Source organism: Pseudoalteromonas sp. Of7M-16 (assembly GCF_022347805.1).
Classification (GTDB): Bacteria; Pseudomonadota; Gammaproteobacteria; order Enterobacterales; family Alteromonadaceae; genus Pseudoalteromonas; species Pseudoalteromonas luteoviolacea_F.
In genome coordinates this window covers 1-23,129 of sequence record NZ_JAKRFY010000023.1, presented here as the reverse complement: position 1 = coordinate 23,129, position 23,129 = coordinate 1, and the positions used below count along the sequence as shown (strand labels likewise).

Below are 23,129 nucleotides of genomic sequence, written 5' to 3'. Positions count from 1 at the left end.
ATGGCAAACCATCCAAACGCAGGCAAAAAAGCTCCTAAGTCACAGCTCGCTAACATACCAAAGCTGGTTTCAGCTTATTATTTAAATGAGCCAGATCTTGAATCTAACCCGGAACAATGTGTTGCATTTGGCACGTCAGGTCACCGCGGGTGTTCGTACAACGTGAAATTTAATGAGTCACATATTTTAGCGATTACTCAAGCTATTTGTGATTATAGAAAGGCCAATAACATATTCGGTCCGCTTTATCTAGGTAAAGATACACATGCACTTTCTGAGGCAGCTTTCAACTCAGCGATTGAAGTATTAGTTGCAAATGAAGTACAGGTTATTACCCAAGAAAATGACGATTTCACGCCAACGCCCGTAGTGAGCCACGCTATAGTTTGCCACAATCGCACCCATCCCCATGAATTGGCGGATGGCATCGTAGTAACACCTTCGCATAATCCACCCGAGGACGGCGGCTTTAAGTATAACCCGCCAAATGGCGGACCAGCAGATACCGATGTCACGAACTGGATTGAGCAACGTGCAAACCAATTGCTGCGTGAAGATTTAGTCGAGGTGCAGTTATTTCCTTATGCAAAAGCAAAGCGTTCTGGTTTTATCAAATATGAAGATTTGATCACGCCTTACGTTGAAGACTTAGCGAATGTCATAGATTTTGAGGCCATTTCAAAAGCAAACGTCAATATTGGCATTGACCCACTCGGTGGTTCTGGGATTAATTTTTGGCCGGTTATCGCTAAGCGATATGGCTTAAATATGACGATTGTGAATGATGAGGTTGACCCTAGGTTTGCGTTTATGCCGTTAGACAAAGATGGCAAAATAAGAATGGATTGCTCTTCTCCTTTCGCAATGGCCAACCTAATTGCACTTAAAGATGACTATGATATTGGCATTGGTAATGACCCAGACTATGACCGCCACGGTATTGTCACTAAAGATGGTTTGATGAACCCCAATCATTTTTTAGCTGTTGCAATTGATTATTTGCTGCAAAACCGTGATTGGGCAGACAATATTAAAGTGGGCAAAACTTTGGTATCCAGCGGCATGATTGACAAAGTTGTGCAAAGCCACGGCAATGAAGTTTACGAAGTACCAGTTGGTTTTAAGTGGTTTGTTGAAGGGCTCAGTGAAAAGTGGCTAGCGTTTGGCGGTGAAGAAAGTGCTGGAGCTTCATTTTTACGAAAGAATGGTGATGTTTGGAATACCGACAAAGACGGCTTTATTTTGGGGCTTTTAGCTGCTGAAATTTTAGCGGTTACAGGCAAAACTCCTTCTGAACGATATAAAGAATTAGAGCAAGCATTTGGTGCACCAAGCTACAAACGAATCGATGCGCCAGCAAACGACGGGCAAAAAGCCAGATTAAAAGCGCTCAGTGTAGATGATGTCAAAGCTGATACACTAGCTGGTGACAAAATCACAGACATTCTTACCCATGCGCCAGGTAACGGCGCAGCGATAGGTGGGTTAAAAGTAGTTACAGAGTCAGGTTGGTTTGCAGCCAGACCGTCTGGTACTGAAGACATTTATAAAATTTACCTTGAGTCATTCAAAGGTGAAACGCATTTAGCTGAACTTGAAAGTGCTGCGAAAGCGCTAGTAGATAGCGTGATTAGCTAATAATCCAATTATTAAAGGCCATTTTAGATGGCCTTTTTCTTTTTTCACTTCTCTCATAAGGTGACAGTATGTACCTTGATACATTAAAAGCAACAGGGGACTTTTTAACCATAACTCGTGAAAATGAGTTTGAATTAGCGCCGAGCCAATTTACATTGGAAAACGGTACTGAGGTTAAAGTATTAGACACCGGTGTTATCCAATTTACGCCTCAATGTGAAACACAAAAAGACTTTGTGTTTTCAAGTGCGGTCCATGGAAATGAAACAGCACCAATCGAAATTTGCGACGAGTTGATCAAGCAAATTATCCTCGGTGAACTTGAATTAAAGCAGCGAGTTCTATTTATTTATGGCAACCCAAAGTCAATTAATATTGGCAAGCGTTTTGTCGATGAAAATTTAAACCGCTTGTTTAATGGTGCGCATGAAAACAAGAGTGATAACCCCGAGCAACTCCGCGCCGCGAATCTAGAAAAATATGTGCGCGAATTTTTCACCAGTGTTGAAACTGGCCGATATCGTGCCCATTACGATTTGCATACGGCGATCCGAGGCTCAAAAAACGAAAAGTTTGCGGTCTATCCTTTCTTGCATGGCAAGCCTTGGAAAAAGTCACAGTTGCAGTTCTTGTTGTCTTGCGGAGTCAATACTGTGCTAATGATGAGTTCGGCTGCCACAACATTCAGCTACTTTTCGTCAAAGCAATTCGAAGCTGACGCATTCACTGTTGAACTTGGGCAAGTGAAACCGTTTGGCCAAAATAATATGGCGAGTTTTGAAGCAACAAAGCAAACTCTTAGTGCATTAATTAGCCAAAAAGAAGTTAAATATAAAGATTTTGATGCAAAAGATTTTGAGCTGTTTACTGTTCATCGAACTATTAATCGGACATGTGAAGATTTTTCATTTCCTTTCCCTGATTCTGCGGTCAACTTCACTGGATTTGCAAAGGGTGAACTACTTGCAACTGATGGAAATACAGAGATATTTGCAGAAGTAGAAGGCGAAGCAATTATCTTCCCGAATGCTAAAGTAGCACTAGGTCAACGTGCATTATTAACCGTAATCCCTATGGAAGTGAACGAAAACTTTGTTTAACCCTCTGAAATAAAAGTTTTTTTGTAACCGTATCGAAATCTTTCCAGAATAAAAATGCAAATTATCGGTTATTCATCTAGGATTAGTTGAATAACCGTTTACGTTAACGTAAAGTGGCAAAAGCTTTAATTTAAGTAATTTGCATTTACCGCACTAATTATTCAAAAATCAATCCGCGGGCTTTATGTCAATGCTATTGGCTGCAAGTATTGCAAATTGGCGATGACAACAAGAGAAGGTAGGTTATGACTAACCCCAATAACATATCGTTAAATATAAGCCATGCACTCGAGTTTATCGATGGTCATGCGCTTAACATCCCAACATTGAAAATTTTAAGTGAGCAGGGAGATATCTTAGATGGCGCAACTAAGCCTGAATTAGATAAAGAGACTGCACTTAAAATATATAGCACGATGAGATTTATCCGTTTGTTGGATGAACGTATGCAGGCTGCTCAGCGCCAAGGTCGGATAAGCTTTTACATGCAGTGTTTAGGCGAAGAGGCGGCAATTACAGCCAGTGCTGCTGCGTTAAAACAAGATGATATGATCATGGCTCAGTACCGTGAGCAAGCAGCCCTCCACTACAGAGGTTTTACACTAGAACAGTTTATGAACCAGCTTTTCTCAAACGAAAAGGATTTGGGTAAGGGCCGTCAAATGCCTGTGCATTATGGCTCGAATGAACTGAATTACCTGACTATCTCATCACCTCTAGGTACGCAGATCCCTCAGGCAACTGGATATGCTTATGGTCAAAAGCTAAAGCATATTGATAAGGAATCAGGTGAGCTTAGCTCAGAAATCGACAACGTAACGATTTGTTATTTTGGCGAAGGTGCTGCTTCTGAAGGTGATTTTCACGCGGGTTTGAATATGGCTGCGGTTCACAAAGCGCCGGTGATATTCTTTGCGCGCAACAATGGCTACGCAATCTCGACTCCTGCGGACGAGCAGTTTAAGGGGGATGGTATTGCCGCTCGTGGTGTAGGTTACGGGATCAAAACAATTCGTGTAGATGGTGCCGATACACTGGCTGTTTACGAAGCAACTAAAAAAGCCCGTGAAATTGCAGTTTCTACAGGTGAACCTGTATTAATTGAGTCAATTGCTTACCGTTTAGGCGCACACTCAACATCTGATGATCCTTCAGGTTACCGCACAAAAGATGAAGAAGCTGAATTCAAGAACAGCTGCCCTGTGGCCAGATTTAAATCTTGGTTGTTGAAACAAGGCTGGTTAGATGAGAATGAAGACGAAGCGATTAAAGATAAAATTCGTGAAGAGATCCTAGCCGCACTGAAAGTAGCAGAAAAAGTACAAAAGCCAGCACTTGAAGAGCTTGTTTCGGATGTTTACGACACGCCAATTCCAGCACTACAAAAACAATACGAAGAACTCAAAGAGCATATCAAGCAATATCCAGATGCCTATCCAGTGACAGCAGGGAGAATTAAATAATGGCTAAAATGAATATGTTACACGCCATTAACTCGGCGCTAGATATTAGTATGGCAGAACACCCTCAAGCGTGTATTTTTGGGGAAGATGTTGGTTATTTTGGTGGTGTTTTCCGTGCAACGTCTGGATTGCAAGAAAAATATGGCAAGCACCGTGTGTTTAACACGCCATTGACTGAACAAGGTATTTTAGGGTTTGCCAATGGTCTTGCTGCTTTCGGCGCTCCAGCATTAGCTGAAATTCAATTTGCAGACTATATTTTTCCGGCATTTGACCAGATCGTCAATGAATCGGCAAAATTCCGCTACCGTTCAGGTAATGAGTTCGACGTAGGCAATTTAACAATTCGCACCCCTTATGGTGGTGGCATTGCCGGTGGTTTGTATCATTCACAATCACCTGAAGCATATTTTGCGCACACACCAGGCTTGAAATTAGTTGTACCGCGTAACCCGTATCAAGCTAAAGGTTTATTGAGAGCTTGTATCAAAGATGACAACCCGGTGATCTTTTTTGAACCGAAGCGTTTGTACCGCGCATCTGTTGGTGAAGTACCAGAAGAAGATTACAGCATTGAAATCGGCAAGGCTGAAGTGGTTAAAGAGGGCTCTGACATTACAGTGCTCGCTTGGGGTGCACAAATGGAAATCATTGAGCAGGCAGCTATTAAAGCAGAGGAAGCCGGGATCAGCTGTGAAATTATCGATCTTCGCTCAATTTTACCTTGGGATGCTGAGACGTTAATTGAATCGGTGACGAAGACCGGTCGATTGGTTATCAGTCATGAAGCACCAATCACGAACGGCTTCGGTGCAGAAATCGCGGCGACTATTCAAAAAGAGTGTTTCTTACACTTAGAATCACCCATTGAGCGTGTTTGTGGTTTAGATACGCCATATCCTTTAGCACTTGAAAAAGAGTATGTGCCAGATGCACTAAAAGTGTTTGAAGCAATTAAAAAGTCAGTGGAATTTTAAGGATAAGTCATGTCTAAAGAGTTTATTTTACCAGATATCGGCGAAGGCATTGTTGAATGTGAAGTTGTCGAATGGTTAGTGGCAGTCGGCGAAACAGTTAAAGAAGATCAGCCAATCTGTGATGTTATGACTGACAAAGCCTTAGTACAAATTCCTGCGGTCCATGACGGTGTGATCACACAACTGCATTATGAAAAAGGCGACATCGCAAAAGTACATGAGCCGCTATTTGCAATGAACGTAGCAGGTGAGGCACCACAAGAGGCTGCGAACAATGCTGTTGAAGAGAGTGAACAGGCAGTAAGCACACAGGGTGAACACCTTGAAGACTTTATCTTGCCAGATATTGGTGAAGGGATAGTTGAGTGTGAAATCGTTGAGTGGTTAGTAAGCGAAGGTGAGTCAATCAAAGAAGATCAAGCAGTTTGCGATGTGATGACTGACAAAGCGCTTGTCCAAATACCTGCTAAGTATGATGGCATTGTTGAAAAGCTTTACTACCAAAAGGGCGATATTGCTCAAGTACACAGCCCATTATTCCAAGTTCGTTTGGCGGACTCTGTTGGTGCTACATCAACACCTGCGAAATCAGTTGAAGCTGAGCTTGCTATACATAAACCACAAGCTGTCGAAACACCAGCAGCCCAGGCACCTGTCGTCAATGGTAAAGCGGTCGCTTCTCCAGCAGTTAGACGCCGTGCTCGCGAAATGGATATTGATATTCGATTGGTCCCAGGCAGTGGCAAAAATGGTCGTGTCTATAAAGAAGACCTAGAAAAATTCCTCAAACAAGGTGCTGCGCCAGCTGTAGCGACAACTGAGCCTCAAAGTCCAGTTGCGCCAGTAGCGACGCCAAGTGTTGGTGGCACACGCGTTGAGCCTATTCGCGGCATGAAAGCTGCGATGGCCAAGCAAATGGTAGCATCTGTTTCTACAATTCCGCATTTTACCTACAGTGATGAAATTGATTTAACAGATCTAATCGCACTGAGATTGTCTTTGAAAGAGCAGTATGCGAAGCAAGGCATTAAGTTGACAATGATGCCATTCTTTATCAAAGCGCTATCATTGGCAATTAAAGAGTTCCCAATCTTGAACTCTCAAGTGAATGATGACTGCACGGAAATCACCTATTTTGATGACCATAATATTGGTATGGCAGTCGACAGTAAGTTAGGTTTGTTGGTACCAAATATCAAAGGGTGCCAAAACAAGTCGATTGTCGATGTTGCTGAGGCGGTGACAAAGCTTACTGATGCGGCCAGAGAAGGGCGTGTATCACCAGATGACTTAAAAGGTGGCACGATATCGATATCTAACATTGGTGCAATTGGTGGCACGACTGCTACACCGATCATTAACAAACCTGAAGTGGCAATTGTAGCGCTCGGTAAGCTGCAACATTTGCCAAGGTTTGATGCAAACGGTAACGTAGTATCACGCTCTATTATGCAAGTTAGTTGGTCTGGCGACCATCGAGTTATTGATGGTGGAACCATTGCTCGTTTCAATAATTTGTGGAAGTCATACTTGGAAGAGCCAGCAAAAATGATGATGGCTATGCGCTAGATTCATTATTGTAAAGGTCCTTTACAAGCCTCAAAAACGCTGATTTTTGAGGCTTTTTTATGCCAGAAGAGCACTTTTTCGAAATGTAATTTGTTTATCTAAATTGATATGTTCCAACCTCATGTAAAAGCCCGTATAATTCACACCTTAAAATTTTTACCCGTAGCAATTAAAAGCCATCCGTTTTGGGCTTGAGAAGTCGTAATGAATCAAACAGACGATAGAAAAGAAATCCTAGAGTTTAATAAGTTGCAGAAGAAACTGCGCAGAAATGTAGGTAACGCAATTAAAGATTACAACATGATCGAAGAGGGTGATGTTGTAATGGCTTGTATTAGTGGCGGTAAAGACTCTTTTGCCATGCTAGATATCTTACTGAATTTGCAAAAAGCTGCGCCCATTAAATTTGAAGTCATCGCCGTAAATTTGGATCAAAAACAACCGGGCTTTCCCGAGCATATTTTGCCTGAGTACTTCGAAACCTTGGGTATTCCTTATTATATCGTTGATAAAGATACCTACTCAGTCGTGCGCGAGAAGGTGCCTGAAGGAAAGACAACTTGCGGTCTGTGTTCTCGCTTACGCCGTGGCACCTTATATTCATTTGCTGAAAAGATCGGCGCGACTAAATTGGCGCTGGGTCACCACATGGATGATATTGTTGAAACGATGTTTTTAAACATGTTTCATGGCTCTCGATTAAAAGCAATGCCGCCAAAATTAAGATCGGACGATGGTAGAAACGTCGTTATCAGGCCTTTAACCTATTGCCGAGAAAAAGATCTGATCAAGTATGCGGAACATAAAAACTTCCCTATTATTCCATGTAATCTATGTGGCTCTCAGGAAAACTTACAGAGGCAGAATATCAAGGCGATGCTTATCGAGTGGGACAAAAAGACACCTGGACGCGTTGACAGTATTTTCAAGTCTCTTCAAAACGTAAGTCCAAGCCAACTCGCAGATACCAACTTGTTTGACTTCGAAAACTTACCCATTGATAGAGAAGCTGATCGCGACGAATATCAATTCAGTGAGGCGACGGTGTCATCTACTAACATTGATGAGTCGCTGTTTATCGATGTGACAAATATTTAATCGATGCGTCCCAGATACTGAGAGATTTAGTATCTGGGTTATTCTGCTTTAGAGGTTTTCATCAGCGTGCTGAGCTTGATATTGAGGTAACTTGGCAGCCACTTTAGCATGATCTCTTTAAATGCCTGACTTTTAGCTACGTCGTTTAAAACCTGATCAATTTCATTAATTATTTGCTTACCATCCTCATTGTTAGTGCACCCAACATACCCATATGCAATGGGTTGCACATCTTCAATTAATAGCTGAACCATTTCTTTTTGACCAGTTAATTGGTGTAAGTAAAAGTGTTCACTTGGATAGCCAATGACGGCATCTACGCGACCTTTGCTTAACATGTGTGTCAAACTTTCCAGTGCATCCTGACCAGGCCGAACAACAACTTGCCCTTTAGGCATTGAGCCAATGATAGTATCTAATTGTTTACCGTATGAGCGTTGCATCATCACGCCAAGCACTAGCTTGTGTTGTTCTATAAAATTTTTGAGTTTGATTTGCTCAAGATCCTGATAGCCCAATGCCTCTAGTGTTTTTTTGGCCATGACAATAGTGGGGGAGAGCCCTACCGTGGTGTAATGATTACTAAATTGAATGAACTTTTGACGTTGCGGCGTTTTATGTAAAGAGAGCATACAAAATGTGTGTCGCTTGTCACTGAGTGCTCTTATCGCACGACTTGCCGGAAAATACACTTTGTTGTCACTGTATGCTGGTAAATATTGATGAAGTAAGTCAATGATCAACTCGTCTCGGCCCGTACCTTCATTGGCATCACTGATCATATAATAGGGCGGGAAGTCTGTGATTATCCAGTCAATGCTTTTACTTTCAGCTGCACATGTCAACATTATTAATAGTAGCAAAGCTTTGCGCACATCAAGCCCTCATGTTGTTGTTACTAATAAAGCTTAGCAACAAACCCCCTTGAATTGCCAATTCAGAACAAATTAAATAATTTTTCGTTATGTATATTAATTGTAATTTGTTTTACAAATTATATGTATTTGCTACATTTAAATTCGTACACCAGCCTTAAAGCAAGTTAAAGCGGTGGCCAATGAGTTAATTCAAGGATTGGTCTTGTTGTTGAGTATTAAAGAGTGTTCTACAAATCATACTTAAGGTAAAATACAAGGTTGGCGAGTTAAGTTAATTTCAATAATAAGAGAAAACTATGAATACGCTTATCGTCAGTGACATATTTGGACAAACGAAATGTTTAGAGAACTTCGTCAATGAGCTAGATGGAAATACCTCAATATGTTCTCCATACCCTTTTAGACAAGGGCATTTGAATAGAGACGAAGAAAGTGCCTATAAGCAATTTATTGGCTCTGTAGGTCATGATAAATATTTTCAAAAAGTGGTTGAGGCTATCTCAGACAAGCAACCTGATCTGATTATTGGCTTTTCAGCAGGTGCTGTAGCTAGCTGGCGTGCTCTTTCGGCAATGCCAATTAAAAGTACCACAAAACTTATCGCATTTTATCCAGGTCAAATTAGAAACTATTTGCAGCTTCACCCTAGATGTGATGTTGATATCTATTTCCCTTACCAAGAAAAGCATTTTGATATTAAACCTGTGATCCACCACCTCTCAACTATGCCCGGTATACAATGCTATCGAACACGGTATGAACATGGCTTTATGAATTCATTGTCTGCTCAATTTAATGCGTCTGCTTTACAGCATTTTACGGCATTGTGTCAGTACAGTATTGAAGAAGCAATTAAGTTGAAATTAGCCAACCGAAGGATAAAAAGTGGACTAGAATTGACTATGTAAAACTTAATGAAAAGGAGTTATGTATGTCAGATCAGCCCCGTATTCCTTATAGACACTTCCCCGGTAACCCAATTGCTAAACCGCCATGCAGAATGCTAAATGCAATGATGTATGGCTTTTTTGTTAAAGGGGAGCTGGAAACTATTCAAAGTTACGTTGACTCCACGCTCAATAGTGTTCCAAGTGAAACCATCGCGTTTAGGGCATTGTCGTCGTACTGCCTCTTAACATTTACAGATATTGAAAATATTGCCTCAAAAGTACCGCCGTTTAGTGATTATGGCTATATGCAAGAGACAGATATTATCGTTTGGTTGCCTATTGCTCAGATCAATAAACAACAAAATAAAATGACCCATCTGTATTGGTATCCCGCATTTATTACAGTGAATAATATCAATGCATTGGTCAATGGCCGCGAAACTTGGGGGTACAACAAGTATTTATGTAAGTACCAAATGCCAAGTAGCCAAGATAGGGCCGATCATTTTTCATTGAGCTTAGAGACATTTCAGCCTTTTGAGCCAAACAAAAAAATGGCTTGGTATGAACTGTTGTCGATCAATCGTGTTGCTGATGATGATACATGGTTTGAAGAAGCCATAGAGATTGGCAAAGAAGTGGCTGATTTGATCCACAGTAGTGTGCATGACTTGGGCGTTAGCATCGACTTTTTCAAACAACTGTTCACAGGTTTTACCAATCCACAACTCGCACAAATATTATTTAAACAGTTTCCAGATGGTTATGCTGAAAACAGTGTTTATAGTGCGGTTGTTCACTCTCCATCCACAGTGAAAAAAGTCCACAAGTTGGGCTTTTTGAAAGATGAATATAAGGTTACTTTTAACCAAGTGGATGCTTTTCCCTTACAAGAAATGTTCGGCATAAAAGTGGGTGAGCAATTTGCAAAGCTTCCTTACTTTTTATGCATGGACTTTGATCAAGACGGTGCAAAAGAGATCGTCACCGCAGATCTATAATACAAAGTAAGGGAACAACATGACTAAAGAACATATTGCTATTTTGGGCGGCGGTGTGTCTGCAATGACGGCCGCTGTCTATCTAACTGAAAAAGAAAATTGGCAAGACCTTTACGACATCACTGTTTATCAATTGGGGTGGCGTTTAGGCGGTAAAGGCGCAAGTGGCAGAAACGCACAGTTAGGTGAGCGAATCGAGGAGCATGGTTTGCATGTTTGGTTTGGGGCTTATGTAAACTCGTTTCGTGCGATAGAGACGGTTTATAATGAACTGAACCGACCATCGACCGTGCCTATCCATACATGGCAGCAAGCACTTAAGCCCCATAGCTTTGTTGTATTACAAGAGTATATTGATAATCAATGGGAAACGTGGCCAGTTGACTTTCCACTCATTGACGGCAATCCTGCCGATGGCACACTCGATCTACATTTTTGGCAACTGATCGAGCTGGTTGTTGCCTGGTTGCATAAATGGATTGATGAACTGGAAGAGGCCATTGAGGCGTCTAATCGGCAAACTCAACTGCAAACGCGAAAAAAGCGTGACCGAAGTCTATTACAGCATTTGGCAGGTGAAATTTCCGATGCTTTTGACAGTGTGGAAGACAAGGTAAAATCATTTTTTGACAGTGCCGTTGACGAGGCTCAGGACATTTTGTCTACACCAAAACTGCTTATATCTCAGTTGCATGATTTAATGAGCCTCAGAGCAAAAGACAAAAAATTATCAAATTCCAAAGATCGATTAGTCACTTGGTATATTGTCAGAAAGTTAAAACGCTGGCTGAGATCAGAGGCGCTCGAGTTAATTGATGATAACCCCAATGTTCGACGCGCGTATATATGTGCCGATTTGGCAATCGCTATGACTGTAGGGATGATCAGAGATAGAGTTCATGCCAATGGCTTCGGTGTGCTCAATCAATACGATTTTAAGTATTGGTTGGCGCGAAATGGCGCTGACAAAGAGTACGCGGTTGAATCTGCTCCAGTTAGAGGTTTTTATGACCTTGTATTTGGCTATGTGGATGGTGACTTTGAGCGAGGTGATGTTGAGGCTGGTGTCGCATCTTTGGCAATGCTGCGAATTATGCTTTGCTATAAAGGCGGTGTAATGTGGAAAATGCAAGCTGGCATGGGAGACATCATTTTCTCGCCAATTTATGAGTTGCTGAGCGAGCGGGGGGTAAAATTCGAGTTCTTTAATCAGGTCGAACATCTCAAGCCTGGACAGGATGAGAACGGGAACTATGTTGTCGATGAAATTTCGATCATTGAGCAAGTAGAGCTTAAAAATGGCGCGTATCAACCCTTTGTAGATGTTAAAGGCCTACCATGCTGGCCGGCAAAACCTAACCTTGATCAAATTGTCGATGAACAAGCAGATCTCATTCGCGCAAATAACATCAACTTGGAGTCATTTTGGAGTGACTGGCCAAGTGTATATGAGCGGCACTATCAAAGACCCTTGCCAAGAAAAACGCTAAAACGTATGCGTGACTTCGACAAAGTTGTATTTGGTATTTCTGTTGGTTCATTAGAACACCTGTGCCCTGAGTTATTGTCGCTTGATTATGGGTTTGAACAACAAAGCACAAAGGTCAAAACAGTTGCAACGCAAGCGTTTCAAGTGTGGTTAAATAAAACTGACGAGCAACTTGGGTTTAACTATACTCCGCCAAGTGAAGAGCGACCAATACTCAGTGCTTTTTCACAACCATTTGATACGTGGGCTGCTATGTCAAACTTATTGCCCGTTGAAGATTGGCCTGCGGATGGCCCGTGCAACATAGCATATTTTTGTAGTGCATTTACATGTGATTATTACCCTCCTGAAAGTGAGCACACATTCCCAATAGAGCAAACCGCTAAGGTGAAAGCGAATGCTATTGAAAAGCTTAATAAAGAAATGAAACCTTTGTGGCCCTCAGCTTATACAGCTGCTGATCAATTCATCTGGGATGTTGTTTATGACCCTGAAAGTGCGCCAACGGAGCAAAGGTTTGATTCACAATATTGGCGTGTCAATGTCGATCCAAGTGAACGCTACGTATTGTCTGTTACTGGCAGCAGTGACTTTCGCTTAGCTACCGACGGCACAATATTTAAAAACCTTTTCATAACAGGGGATTGGATCAAAACGGGTGTCAACGCAGGGTGTGTTGAAGCTGCGGTGATGGCCGGTATGCAAACCTCTAGAGCAATTTGTGGGCTTCCAAACGAAATCAGTGGAGAAAATGGCTTTGAGCCAGATGGTACTTAAGAGATAATATGAGGTAAGTAACAGAAAAGACCTGCAATTTTATTGGAGGTCTTTTCATTTGGGCTATACTGAGTAGTGCAAGGTGAATACTGCAAAAACTAACGAGAACGGACATGTTTAAACTCTCTGTCATATCTATATCTTTAATGCCGGTACTTTTAAGTTCATATACAACACATGCAACCGATGACTCGATGGAAGTCATTGAGGTATATGCCCAAAAACGTAAACAAAATATCGAGGATGTGAGCGTCTCGATCTCCACTATCAGCGCTGAGCGCATCACACAGCAAGGGATCAAAGATGCCACAGAGCTTGGTCATTATGTGGCAAACTTGAAGATCAGCCAAAATGCAGCTGAAGGTACGCCGCCAGCAATAAATATTCGTGGCATTGGCCTGCTGGACTACAACACGGCAAATACCTCGCCAGTCGCTATGTATGTCGACGGCTTATCTGTGGGTTCTGCCAACAATCAAATTGCAAACTTGTTTGATATTGAACAAGTAGAGGTGCTTAAGGGGCCACAAGGCACTTTATTTGGCAGGAATAGTACAGGAGGGGCGCTATTAGTGAGGTCGAAACGCCCCGACGATGGTAATTATGGCTATGTGAAAGTTGGAGTTGGAACAGATGATTGGCGCAGGGCCCAAGGTGCCTATAATGCGACTATTAATGACGAAAGTGCTGTCCGATTTGCTTTTAATCACACAGATTACGAGTACACAAGTTACAACCTTTTGGAGTCTTCCCCAGAAGCGGGTTTAACGCAAAGCGATCTCAGAGTCAGTTACCTTGGTGAATGGGACAACTGGAGCGCATACATTAAAGGCTATTTCGGACATTGGGACGGTATAGTGCAGCCCGTTGGCAATATCGGTATATACAAAGATCCTAACCCTGCAAATCCGATAAAATGTTCACCAAGAGAAGCGGGGAGTGCAGGATGTGTTGACAGTTTTGGTTTTAATGATGGTAGCGAAGATTTTTGGGCTGTCAGTGTAAACAATAATTCTCCGCACTTAAGTATATATAAAGGGTGGGGGCTTGAGCTTCAATGGGAGGTTCAACAAGATGCCTACTTGACCTATTTAAATGGCTTTAATCGACTAGATAGAGATCACGCTTTTAATTGCGATGGTAGCCCAGCTCGCTTATGTGAAGGGGAGCTCGGGCTGAAAAGTGAACTTGTTACGAATGAACTAAGGTATCAAAGTCAACTAGGTCAAAACCACTGGACGTTGGGGGTATTCCAACTTGAAGAGCGGATCTATCAAAATAATCACAATGATATTTTACGAGACTTGAGGGGGGTTTTAGCACCGGCCTTAACGACGACATTTTTCTATGACAATGAAATAATATCTAAGTCGCTTGCGCTATTTTCTCAGTACGAATGGCGACTCGATAAGAAACACATGTTCACTATAGGTGCTCGATATTCTGATGAATCTGTGGAGTATGATTCTGTTTCTCGATTAAACTTTATTACCACCCCAGGTGAATTGGATGGCACGATTATTCCTTTTTATACAGTCAAAGGTGAAGTTAAAGACGATGGGATTTCAGGAAAGCTTGCATGGAATTACACACCCAAAGACAACTTGCTAATATATTACTCTCTTGCCAATGGCACTAAAAGCGGGGGGTATAATGGAGGTTTGCTCTCGTCTGCAGAACAAGCAAGGCTGGCTGATTATGGCCCTGAAGAGACTCTTGCGCATGAAGTTGGCTTCAAATTAAATGGAGACGGGCTATTCTTCCTCTCTGGTGCGATGTTTTATTATGACTACAAAGACCAGCAAGTATTTATGAACCAAGCGTCTTCTACGCCAAATGCACCGCCTCTACAGTTGCTAGAAAATGTGGGTGAGTCAACGATTTATGGCGCTGAGTTAGAACTTGAATATGTCTTTGTAGACAATTTAACAACACGTTTGGCAATTGGCTATATTCCCGAAGCAAACTTTGAAGAATTCATAGATCCGTTAGGTAATAAGTTGACGGATAACCGTCTACCCTTTACCTCTGAGTGGAATATTGGTGCTGAACTGGCGTATTCATATCCTATAAATAGCGGAGAGTTAAATACAGTGATTGGTGTAGACTATCAATCTGAGTATTACTTTGACCAAAACCAAAATCCTTATGCAATGCAGCCAAGTTACGCGTTGTGGCGAGCGAATATTACATATCAATATGAAAGCTGGCAGGTTGGCCTTTGGGGCAAGAACTTGTTTGATAAAGAATATAGTCACTTAAAGTTTGATTTGAGTTCATTTTTGGGAATGTTGGAAGACTTTAAAGGAGAGGGGCAAAGAGTTGGTATCGATGTTACATATAACTTTTAGAGTATTATTAGCTCATCTTAATGGGTTGTCAGGCCGATAATGTATCGAATTAGATTAATACTTAGTTTTATAGTTTTGTTGATATCGTGCTCTTTGAGTGCTCAGCAGTATGTTTACGATGGCATAGAGACGGGGGTTAATTTGCATGACAGGGGCTTGGTCCTTGCCGCAAAAGATGACACTCGTTTCCCCGAGTCATTTGAAAGCGTAACAAGCTGGGCAAGTGGGCTTGAAGCGCAACAAGATCGCGCGCTATTTTCAGGTCGCTATTGGCTTGTCACCAAAATAAAGAATATTTCCAATTACGAGCAGCTCGTACTATATCCGTATAACACTGTATTATCTAATATAGAAACTAGGATCTATTCTAAAAACGATGTGAAACGTTATTACTCCGGTGGCATGGTACAAAATGAATTTGCGTTTCATTATGGAAATACTATTGAGCTGCTGCCAAATCAAGACTATTACATCGTCACCTTGTTCGAAAGCGACTATTTCTATACTCCGATTAAGCTAGAGTTGGTGCCTGTAAAAGACTTTAAAGAGCAAGTTGTGATTGATAATTTAATCATGATGATATGCTTTAGCGTTGGTATCGTGCTGGGTTTATACAATTTACTCATCTACATTGGCTCAAAAGATTTAACTCACCTATATTATGCGATTTTTGCGGCGACCATGGTGTTTGCATGGAGTCATTTCTTTCATATTTCGGACCAACTATTTGGTTTTTATTCGGCTCACTTACATTGGCTTGGCTTTACATTATCACCAATTAGCAATGCGCTGTTTTATAATTGCCTATTGAAACTGAAGGAGAAACACCCAAACCTTTCTTCTGCGTCAATTTGGGTTGGCGTTATCGCTGCTATAGGGACACCATTTAGTATTCTGTTTCCTGGTTTTGGCTTTTTATGGGCAACTATGTCCACCGGTGTTGCATTGTGCCTTGGCGTTTATATCGGGATTTTACGTATATCAGAAGGGTTTAAACCTGCCAGATATTTCATACTAGCCTACGTATGTATGGCGGTGCCAAATATGATTGGCAACTTTACCAACCTAGGTTTGTTACCGCCAATTGCTGTTAATTTGTATTTGCTCGGACTAATTGGTGTCGCGTTGGATGCGATGTTTTTAGCATTTGCCGTAGCGGATAAAGTTCGTTTGACCAGTGAAGAGAATATTGAGCTGAATAAAAACCTAGAAGCGAAAGTACTTAAACGGACTTATGAATTGGAACAGCTTGCTTCGGAACTGCGCGATGCAAGCGAAGCTAAAAGTCGATTCTTGGCAAATATGAGCCATGAAATTAGAACACCAATGACCTCTATTATAGGTTATGCCGATGGCATCATATTGGGCGATATTAAACCGCACGAGAGAAATCATGCCATCACAGTTATATTGCAAAACTCACGACATGTATTAGGGTTGATAAACGACATTTTAGATATGTCTAAGATTGAGGCTAATCGCCTTGAAGTAGAGCTTATTGAAGCGAACTTGTTCCAATCGATTGCTCATGTTGAGTCTTTGCTCGGTAAACAAATACGTGATAAAGGACTCGAGTTTGAGCTCAATTATCAATTTCCTTTGCCCGATTTTGTTGTGATTGATCCGACCAGGTTAAGGCAAATATTACTAAATTTAACCTCAAATGCATTGAAGTTTACGTCGGTAGGAAAAATTTCAATTGAAGTTAGCTGTAAAGATGAAAGGCTTTTCATCAGTGTGAAAGACACAGGGATTGGTATGACGTCAGAAGAGCAAAAAGAATTGTTTAGCGCGTTTTATCAAGCTGATTCCTCCACTACTCGAAAATATGGAGGGACTGGACTTGGACTAAATATCTCTAAGAGTTTGGCACAAAAGCTTGACGGTGATATTGAAGTTGAAAGTGAGGTTGGCTCAGGCACGTCATTTACTTTGTCGCTGAGCTTGTTTACTACGGAACGCACTAAATGGGTAACTTCATTTGAAGATATTCACCATCAAGGTGATGTTTATGTGCAGTCCAATCATGAATTAGATTCCGAAGATTTAAAAGGAGAGGTGTTGCTGGCAGAAGATCACAGCGATAACTGCCGCCTTATTACTCGTATATTAGAAAGAATGGGCCTGAATGTTACTGCAGTAGAAAATGGCCAGTTAGCGGTCCAAGCTGTTTTGGACAATGAATTTGATTTAATCCTGATGGATATTCAAATGCCAGTTATGGATGGCGAACAAGCATTCAACTTTATACAAGCAACAGGCTGTACTGCTCCTGTCATTGCACTTACTGCAAACACAATGAGCCATGAAGTCGAGCGGTATATAAAATTAGGTTTCACAGATCACTTAGCAAAGCCCATAGACAGGGCGCAATTTGCGAAGAAGATTTCTCACTATCTCAACATTATTGTTGATGATGAGCTTAGTCTACCTGATGAAGAATTTAAGCAGCTTAAAATGCAGTATATTGACGGGTTGCACGAGCAACTCGTGCAATTACAGAATCAACTAAAATATAAGGACTATGAAGGCCTTGCACGCTCCATTCATGCTTTGAAAGGCACGTCAGCGATGTTTGATTGTCACGAAATATATCAAACTGTGTCACAAATTGATTTATTACTGAAACAAGAGAACTGGCAAGATGTTGAAAAAGTGCTTGCACGTTTATTTGACCTAATAAATAAAGTTATTGATGAATCTGATTGTGGGCAGGCTGTATGATCGAAGCGACGGCAACTTGAAAAATAAGCATTTGTTCATCGCAGTACCCTAATTTTATAATTGCCTTAAAAATAGTTACAAAGAATTAAGGTGATAATTATGAAGTATTTAGTGTTGATGTGTTTGCTTGTAAGTCCTATTACAATTGCAAACCCATTAGTTGGAACTTGGGAGTTCGTCAGTGGCGAATATGCCACTGAATCGGGCAGGGTTAAGGCTTCCGCACCTCAAGTAACCTCTACTAAGATAATCAATGAGTCTCACTTCAGTTATATAACAAGCAGCGGCAATAAGTTTCACTATGCAAGTGGAGGCACTTATCAAGTGAAAGGAAATAAGTTCATTGAAACAGTAACATTAGGAAATGTTGATAGCTTGATTGGCCGCACAATGTCGTTTACGTACGAAGTTAAAGACAATTTATGGCACCACAAATTGGTTGAAGATGGTAAGTTTATTGAATACGAGATCTGGAAACGGGTTGAGTAAGTAAGCGAGTTACTGCATCAGGTTTCGAATCCCCAACACCTCTCAAAGCTCACAGGTTAAGCCTCTCGGACCCGTCCAATTAGGCTTAACAACCCGTTTTACCGCTTTTGATGCACCTAATCGCTGAGAAAGTTCACTATTTGATGTAAGAAATTGTATAAAGCCTGTTGTTTTAGGCTAACATTTCTACATTAGAGAAAGTGTTTATAATTCTTTAAGTTATCTAATGGTTGAAATTAATACTCAATTTTAATGAATAATTATTCTCATTGAGGTGGCCGAAAACTCATCATAAGGTGGGTGTTTTATGAACAATTGATGACAGGTGTTAATGCTGTCAGTTTTGTTTCGCTGCACTTTTTAGCATAAGTTATTTGTACAGGGTTAGACAAAGAAGGTATGCAAATATGAAAGCTTATATTCCCGTAATTATGGCATCTTTGGTTGTTGGTTGCTCTTCGTCAGAGAGCGATAGTCCAATTCAAGTAAATAGCGAATCACAGCAGGACTCTGCGAGTGAACAAACTTCGAGTGATCAGAGTAGCAACTCGGGTCAAAGTAGTGGCAATCAAAATAGTGACGTGAATAATGATTCATCGACACAGGATGGCACAACAAATGACAGTAGCACTAATGAAGTGGGTGAAAGAGGGCTTTATTTTCCCAAGTCACTGGCGGTGGCCTCTCCTTTTTCAGATAGCAGTGATGAGCAAGATCGGCAGTACGTTTATCGAGCACATGAAGCAAGAGGGCCGGCATCGCCAACTTATTTCTGGGCAACTAGAAGAATTGACGCGTTATTAAGTGGAGAAACGCCACTGAGAGATGTATTTAGAATTGGCTCTTTTTATAGAAACAGTGTAAATGCTGACTGCTTTGGCCCTCAAGTTGCTTATCAGGGCCACCCTGATGCTGCTGATCCAAGCACTAGCTCAGGAACTTTGCCAACAGGTGATCTTGGCCTTTGGCTCGCAAGTGCAAAAAATGGTAATGCTTGTGCTGTCGCGCAAACAAATTCGCAACTTCGCGCGGTTAGAGAGCGCTCTCGTATGGCGCTAATGACATTGGCGAGTATGGTGTCCGCTGCGATAGATGATGGGGCAGGGTTACCGTCCGAAGGAAGCTCAGTTGACTTAACCACACAAATGAACTCGAAAGGGCTGGCTGATATCACCTTCAGTTCTGCGAATATAGAGCTTGCGTCAGGGGTTTGGCAATATAGTATTGGTTTGACTTATACAGTCTCAGGCTCGGACTATGAGATAATGATGTCGATGATGCATACACCAGGGAGCAGCGCGACAAACTATACAGGGTTATTAAACTTTTCAGTTGAAGGCGAAGTTGGCGTAGCTGGAATTGAATTCCCGGGTGGCAATTGCAGTCAAAATGAGCGTACATTGGTGGGATCGCTTGCCTATGAGCGTAATAACGAACAAATGTCATTGCAATCAAGGTCAGCTGTTAACTGTGGGCACTCTGTTGCAGATGCATTCAATAGTGACCAACAAGTGGATGTAAAAAATAAATATCATAGTACTGACAATAGCGACGGTTGGAGTGAAAACTTCGCAATCTTTGGTGCAAATTTCAACTTAACTAGTTTAGCTGGTGATTATGCTTACGTGTGGCAGGCTGGTGTCAATGATTCTCATAGTCGTATATTAAACATTGGATTTAATGATGAGACATTGGAAAATGGCGAGGCGCACTTTGGCTATGGAACTGATATTGACGAAACCAGTGGTTTGGTACAGGGATTTATTTGTAATTGGGCCGGTCCAGGTAATAGCCACAGTTTGCAGGAATTTACGCAAAGGCAATTCTTCGAGTTTGACTCTTCAACGAATGTATATTTAGGTACAGACCATAGAGCAAATATTGAATATGCGCCAACCAACTCATGTGGTTATGATGGCTCAGGATCTTTCGTATTTGATATAGATGCAAGCGGGGTATTAGGTGATATTGCCTCAGAAGATGCATCATCGGCGTTTAATTCAGATTTATGGGCTCCAACAGATCCAACGCTTAGTGTTGCAGAATCAGTATTGGCAAGAGGCCTTTCTATTCCTGACGTGCCGTTTACTTGGCCCGTTGATGAATGATATCAAGTTGTTAGAACAATAAGTTGAAGAGAAGGTAACACCTTCTCTTTTTCATATGCACTTTGCTGGTTTTGGCAGACCGGCAATTTTAGTTGCTTGTTTTGCTGGGCCTTTAGGGAAAAGTTTATATAAATAAATGCTTTTACCTTTGTCTTCACCAAGCTTTTTCGCAATTGCTTTTACTAGCATACGGATTGCGGGACTCGTACCGTACTCTTCATAAAAGTTGCGCACAAACTTGATGACTTCCCAATGTGCGTCTGTCAAAGTAATATTTTCTTGAGACGCTATGATTGGTGCGAGGCTCTCATCCCAGTCTGAATGATCTAAAAGATAGCCCTCTTTGTCGGTTTCAATTATTTTGTTATCTACTTCTAGCATAATTTACCACGTTATTGATTTGTCACATTTGGCAATAAGATCAACCCAGCTCAGGTCATCGACTTGCTGTATCGAGTCTATTGGCGTCACTGCGCGAGCTATCGCACATGTTTCCAGCATATAGATTTGAACAGGGCAGTTTAAAGCAAACTGAGATTGGTCATAACACGCGTCTTGTTGCAGTAAAACTTTGTCATGTTCGCTAACAAGGTTTATATCAAAAGCAGTGTAATAGCTTTTGGGCTTTGAAAAAATGTGTAATGTAGAACTCATAACTTAATCACATGCTCTTGTGTGCTAATCAACACTTTTTGCTGATCAATGTTTAAGGCCTCAATATCTATGCTCATTTGGTCGGGAGTCAATGCAAATTGTGCCAGGGCAGACTCGCAAACAAAAATTCGGTCAACATCGTAAATTTCTAATGTTTTTAGCTGTTTCAAAAAGTCTTTTATGCCTAGTTTACTTGGCTGCTGGCCTTTTTTAAGCGCCAGAACGGAGGGGCCCTTGAACAGCCAGCTTACTTCCTGATCGACAGCTGCAAAAATTAAGGCCATATCTAGACTGTCTCGTATTCTTTGGCTATCAAAAGGGGAAGCGTCACAAATCACTAATACTTTTTTGGTCATTTGAATTGTACCCATTTATCACTTTGACACGTTTCCATTGCGAACTCAGCGAGACCGGCAACTGTAAATATCCCAGTATCAGCGGTGTTGATACCGCGTTTTTCAGCTGCGGTGACACATAACTTAAGTGGAATACCTAGATTGTGAATGTTTTGCCAAACATTGCTGACTTGCAGCTCATCGCTGGATAAATGAAAGTGCTGGCTGGCGTGTAGTACAGCCTCTTGGTATAAAAAAACGCACTTGATTGTGTGCTTTTGTTGGAGTGCGGCGCTGACGAAGCGCTCTATACATTGTAAAGAGTCATGATCTTCAGGACCACAATGTACTGAAATAATAAATTGGCTCAAAGAAAACCCATAAAAAAAGCCCCAAGTGGGGCTTATTTTATCAGAATGACGAGATTAGTCATCATTTGACATGCCAAGAAGCATAAGCAATGACGTGAACAAGTTATATATAGCAACATATAATCCAACCGTTGCAATTACATAGTTTGTTTCGCCACCAGTAACGATTTTACTTGTTTCGAACAAGATCATTGCAGACATAAGCAGTACAAATACCGCATTAATTGCAATGAACAACATTGGGCTACCGATAAAGATATTTACGATAGAAACACCTACCGTAACTAAAATACCGATAGTCAAGAAACCACCCATGAAAGAAAAGTCTTTCTTAGTAGTCAATGCGTATGCTGAAAGACCGAAGAAGATCAAAGCCGTAGAACCTAGAGCTTGTGCGATCAACAGTCCACCATTTGGTAAACTTAAATAAGCGTTAAGCATCGGACCTAAGCCAAAACCAAGGATACCGGTGAAAAGAAATACTAAACCAATTGCAGATGGAGAGTGTGCTTTTTTGTGAATTACAAAAATCAGACCCATAGCCACGAGTGAACAGATCATGCCTGTGAAACGTGGCAGTGCCATTGTCATTGATATTGCAGCAGTAATGGCACTAAAGGCCAAAGTCATTGCTAACAGAAAATAAGTGTTTTTAAGCACTTTATTAGTTTCAGTCGTTGACAATACTGCTTTTTCAGTAGTGTACGAATGATTGAACGCCATATTATAGCTCCTTAAAAGAAACACGATGTTCCGATAATTAAACTTATCAAAGATTACCAAGAGTTACATGCTTGAGCAAACCTTTCTCGAATAGTAGACCATATTTTGAGACAAATAGTTCAGGGATAACAAGAGATTGATAAAAAAGTCACCAGAACAGATGGATTTGTCTACAAACGAGCCGAAAATTAGCCAAACAATCAAAAAAGCAAAAAAAAAGCTTCACATTCTAAAAGTGTTTCCCTATTATTCGCCCCGCTGCGGAGAGATGGCTGAGTGGTTGAAAGCACCGGTCTTGAAAACCGGCATACGTTAATAGCGTATCTAGGGTTCAAATCCCTATCTCTCCGCCACTAAATTTATAAATTGTGTCTCAGACATAATTTTACAAGTTTCGGAGAGATGGCTGAGTGGTTGAAAGCACCGGTCTTGAAAACCGGCATACGTTAATAGCGTATCTAGGGTTCAAATCCCTATCTCTCCGCCACTACAAT

General features: G+C 41.3%; 19 protein-coding genes and 2 tRNA genes. 15 read left to right on the top strand and 6 right to left on the bottom strand.

From position 1 onward, the window contains the following. From pgm to ttcA, 6 genes are all read left to right on the top strand, one after another. On the top strand, positions 1-1,638 hold the full coding sequence (pgm, locus tag MHN81_RS20505; protein ID WP_239426562.1) for a phosphoglucomutase (alpha-D-glucose-1,6-bisphosphate-dependent): 1,638 nt from the start codon (positions 1-3) through the stop codon (positions 1,636-1,638). A 68-nt stretch (positions 1,639-1,706) separates the two neighbouring features. Beyond that, positions 1,707-2,738: a succinylglutamate desuccinylase gene (gene astE / locus MHN81_RS20500; protein ID WP_239426561.1), complete on the top strand. Its 1,032-nt coding sequence runs from the start codon at positions 1,707-1,709 to the stop codon at positions 2,736-2,738. Positions 2,739-2,983: 245 nt separating this feature from the next. Then, positions 2,984-4,201, top strand: coding sequence for a thiamine pyrophosphate-dependent dehydrogenase E1 component subunit alpha (locus MHN81_RS20495; RefSeq protein ID WP_023399391.1), 1,218 nt, complete (start codon positions 2,984-2,986; stop codon positions 4,199-4,201). Beyond that, a complete protein-coding gene (locus MHN81_RS20490) occupies positions 4,201-5,178 on the top strand; it encodes a transketolase C-terminal domain-containing protein (protein ID WP_023399392.1) in 978 nt (325 codons plus the stop codon). The genes MHN81_RS20495 and MHN81_RS20490 overlap by 1 nt, the downstream gene beginning before the upstream one ends. A gap of 9 nt (positions 5,179-5,187) precedes the next feature. Beyond that, a complete protein-coding gene (locus MHN81_RS20485) occupies positions 5,188-6,747 on the top strand; it encodes a dihydrolipoyllysine-residue acetyltransferase (protein WP_239426560.1) in 1,560 nt (519 codons plus the stop codon). Positions 6,748-6,951: 204 nt separating this feature from the next. Beyond that, positions 6,952-7,845: a tRNA 2-thiocytidine(32) synthetase TtcA gene (ttcA, locus tag MHN81_RS20480; protein ID WP_023399394.1), complete on the top strand. Its 894-nt coding sequence runs from the start codon at positions 6,952-6,954 to the stop codon at positions 7,843-7,845. 38 nt (positions 7,846-7,883) lie between these two features. Here the strand turns inward: ttcA and MHN81_RS20475 are convergent, their stop codons facing one another. Next, positions 7,884-8,720, bottom strand: coding sequence for a TIGR02285 family protein (locus MHN81_RS20475; protein WP_239426559.1), 837 nt, complete (start codon positions 8,718-8,720; stop codon positions 7,884-7,886). A gap of 299 nt (positions 8,721-9,019) precedes the next feature. On the opposite strand from MHN81_RS20475, the gene MHN81_RS20470 reads away from it, so the two are divergent. The 7 genes from MHN81_RS20470 (at position 9,020) to MHN81_RS20440 (ending at position 20,552) form a co-directional block, all read left to right on the top strand. Further along, the gene (locus MHN81_RS20470; protein WP_023399396.1) at positions 9,020-9,631 is read left to right on the top strand and encodes a hypothetical protein; all 612 of its coding nucleotides are present in this window, start codon (positions 9,020-9,022) and stop codon (positions 9,629-9,631) included. 23 nt (positions 9,632-9,654) lie between these two features. Continuing rightward, positions 9,655-10,614 (top strand): hypothetical protein, encoded by a 960-nt coding sequence (locus MHN81_RS20465; RefSeq protein WP_023399397.1) that lies wholly within the window; start codon positions 9,655-9,657, stop codon positions 10,612-10,614. Positions 10,615-10,633: 19 nt separating this feature from the next. Next, on the top strand, positions 10,634-12,880 hold the full coding sequence (locus MHN81_RS20460; protein WP_023399398.1) for an NAD(P)-binding protein: 2,247 nt from the start codon (positions 10,634-10,636) through the stop codon (positions 12,878-12,880). A gap of 113 nt (positions 12,881-12,993) precedes the next feature. Next, complete coding sequence (locus MHN81_RS20455) at positions 12,994-15,231, top strand: TonB-dependent receptor (protein ID WP_023399399.1); 2,238 nt, start codon at positions 12,994-12,996, stop codon at positions 15,229-15,231. 48 nt (positions 15,232-15,279) lie between these two features. Next, positions 15,280-17,955, top strand: a complete 2,676-nt coding sequence (locus tag MHN81_RS20450) for an ATP-binding protein (protein ID WP_239426599.1) — start codon at positions 15,280-15,282, stop codon at positions 17,953-17,955. Positions 17,956-18,054: 99 nt separating this feature from the next. Next, positions 18,055-18,444: a hypothetical protein gene (locus MHN81_RS20445; protein ID WP_239426558.1), complete on the top strand. Its 390-nt coding sequence runs from the start codon at positions 18,055-18,057 to the stop codon at positions 18,442-18,444. A 407-nt stretch (positions 18,445-18,851) separates the two neighbouring features. Beyond that, the gene (locus MHN81_RS20440; protein ID WP_239426557.1) at positions 18,852-20,552 is read left to right on the top strand and encodes a hypothetical protein; all 1,701 of its coding nucleotides are present in this window, start codon (positions 18,852-18,854) and stop codon (positions 20,550-20,552) included. A gap of 51 nt (positions 20,553-20,603) precedes the next feature. On the opposite strand, the gene MHN81_RS20435 is transcribed toward MHN81_RS20440, so the two are convergent. Genes MHN81_RS20435 through MHN81_RS20415 form a run of 5 tightly spaced genes read right to left on the bottom strand, consistent with a single transcriptional unit; the run spans position 20,604 to position 22,635 of the window. Next, a complete protein-coding gene (locus tag MHN81_RS20435) occupies positions 20,604-20,933 on the bottom strand; it encodes a TusE/DsrC/DsvC family sulfur relay protein (RefSeq protein ID WP_023399403.1) in 330 nt (109 codons plus the stop codon). 3 nt (positions 20,934-20,936) lie between these two features. Then, a complete protein-coding gene (locus MHN81_RS20430) occupies positions 20,937-21,206 on the bottom strand; it encodes a DsrH/TusB family sulfur metabolism protein (RefSeq protein ID WP_023399404.1) in 270 nt (89 codons plus the stop codon). Continuing rightward, positions 21,203-21,562 (bottom strand): sulfurtransferase complex subunit TusC, encoded by a 360-nt coding sequence (gene tusC, locus MHN81_RS20425; protein WP_023399405.1) that lies wholly within the window; start codon positions 21,560-21,562, stop codon positions 21,203-21,205. Before tusC ends, MHN81_RS20430 begins: the two co-directional genes overlap by 4 nt. Further along, entirely contained in the window at positions 21,559-21,912 is a 354-nt protein-coding gene (tusD, locus tag MHN81_RS20420) for a sulfurtransferase complex subunit TusD (RefSeq protein ID WP_036976152.1), read from the bottom strand. The genes tusC and tusD overlap by 4 nt, the downstream gene beginning before the upstream one ends. A 54-nt stretch (positions 21,913-21,966) precedes the next feature. Next, positions 21,967-22,635: a Bax inhibitor-1/YccA family protein gene (locus tag MHN81_RS20415; RefSeq protein ID WP_023399406.1), complete on the bottom strand. Its 669-nt coding sequence runs from the start codon at positions 22,633-22,635 to the stop codon at positions 21,967-21,969. Positions 22,636-22,897: 262 nt separating this feature from the next. On the opposite strand from MHN81_RS20415, the gene MHN81_RS20410 reads away from it, so the two are divergent. Then, positions 22,898-22,988: transfer RNA gene (locus MHN81_RS20410), tRNA-Ser, on the top strand. 43 nt (positions 22,989-23,031) lie between these two features. Further along, positions 23,032-23,122: transfer RNA gene (locus MHN81_RS20405), tRNA-Ser, on the top strand. The last annotated feature ends 7 nt before the right edge of the window (positions 23,123-23,129 follow it).

Bases quoted from the DNA above. Each gene is read 5' to 3' on its own strand.
- MHN81_RS20430 (WP_023399404.1), bottom strand. From the start codon at position 21,206: ATGAGTTCTACATTACACATTTTTTCAAAGCCCAAAAGCTATTACACT.
- MHN81_RS20415 (WP_023399406.1), bottom strand. From the start codon at position 22,635: ATGGCGTTCAATCATTCGTACACTACTGAAAAAGCAGTATTGTCAACG.
- MHN81_RS20490 (WP_023399392.1), top strand. From the start codon at position 4,201: ATGGCTAAAATGAATATGTTACACGCCATTAACTCGGCGCTAGATATT.
- MHN81_RS20435 (WP_023399403.1), bottom strand. From the start codon at position 20,933: ATGCTAGAAGTAGATAACAAAATAATTGAAACCGACAAAGAGGGCTAT.
- MHN81_RS20455 (WP_023399399.1), top strand. From the start codon at position 12,994: ATGTTTAAACTCTCTGTCATATCTATATCTTTAATGCCGGTACTTTTA.
- MHN81_RS20495 (WP_023399391.1), top strand. From the start codon at position 2,984: ATGACTAACCCCAATAACATATCGTTAAATATAAGCCATGCACTCGAG.
- MHN81_RS20445 (WP_239426558.1), top strand. From the start codon at position 18,055: ATGAAGTATTTAGTGTTGATGTGTTTGCTTGTAAGTCCTATTACAATT.
- astE (WP_239426561.1), top strand. From the start codon at position 1,707: ATGTACCTTGATACATTAAAAGCAACAGGGGACTTTTTAACCATAACT.
- pgm (WP_239426562.1), top strand. From the start codon at position 1: ATGGCAAACCATCCAAACGCAGGCAAAAAAGCTCCTAAGTCACAGCTC.
- MHN81_RS20470 (WP_023399396.1), top strand. From the start codon at position 9,020: ATGAATACGCTTATCGTCAGTGACATATTTGGACAAACGAAATGTTTA.
- MHN81_RS20460 (WP_023399398.1), top strand. From the start codon at position 10,634: ATGACTAAAGAACATATTGCTATTTTGGGCGGCGGTGTGTCTGCAATG.
- MHN81_RS20465 (WP_023399397.1), top strand. From the start codon at position 9,655: ATGTCAGATCAGCCCCGTATTCCTTATAGACACTTCCCCGGTAACCCA.
- tusC (WP_023399405.1), bottom strand. From the start codon at position 21,562: ATGACCAAAAAAGTATTAGTGATTTGTGACGCTTCCCCTTTTGATAGC.
- MHN81_RS20485 (WP_239426560.1), top strand. From the start codon at position 5,188: ATGTCTAAAGAGTTTATTTTACCAGATATCGGCGAAGGCATTGTTGAA.
- ttcA (WP_023399394.1), top strand. From the start codon at position 6,952: ATGAATCAAACAGACGATAGAAAAGAAATCCTAGAGTTTAATAAGTTG.
- MHN81_RS20440 (WP_239426557.1), top strand. From the start codon at position 18,852: ATGAAAGCTTATATTCCCGTAATTATGGCATCTTTGGTTGTTGGTTGC.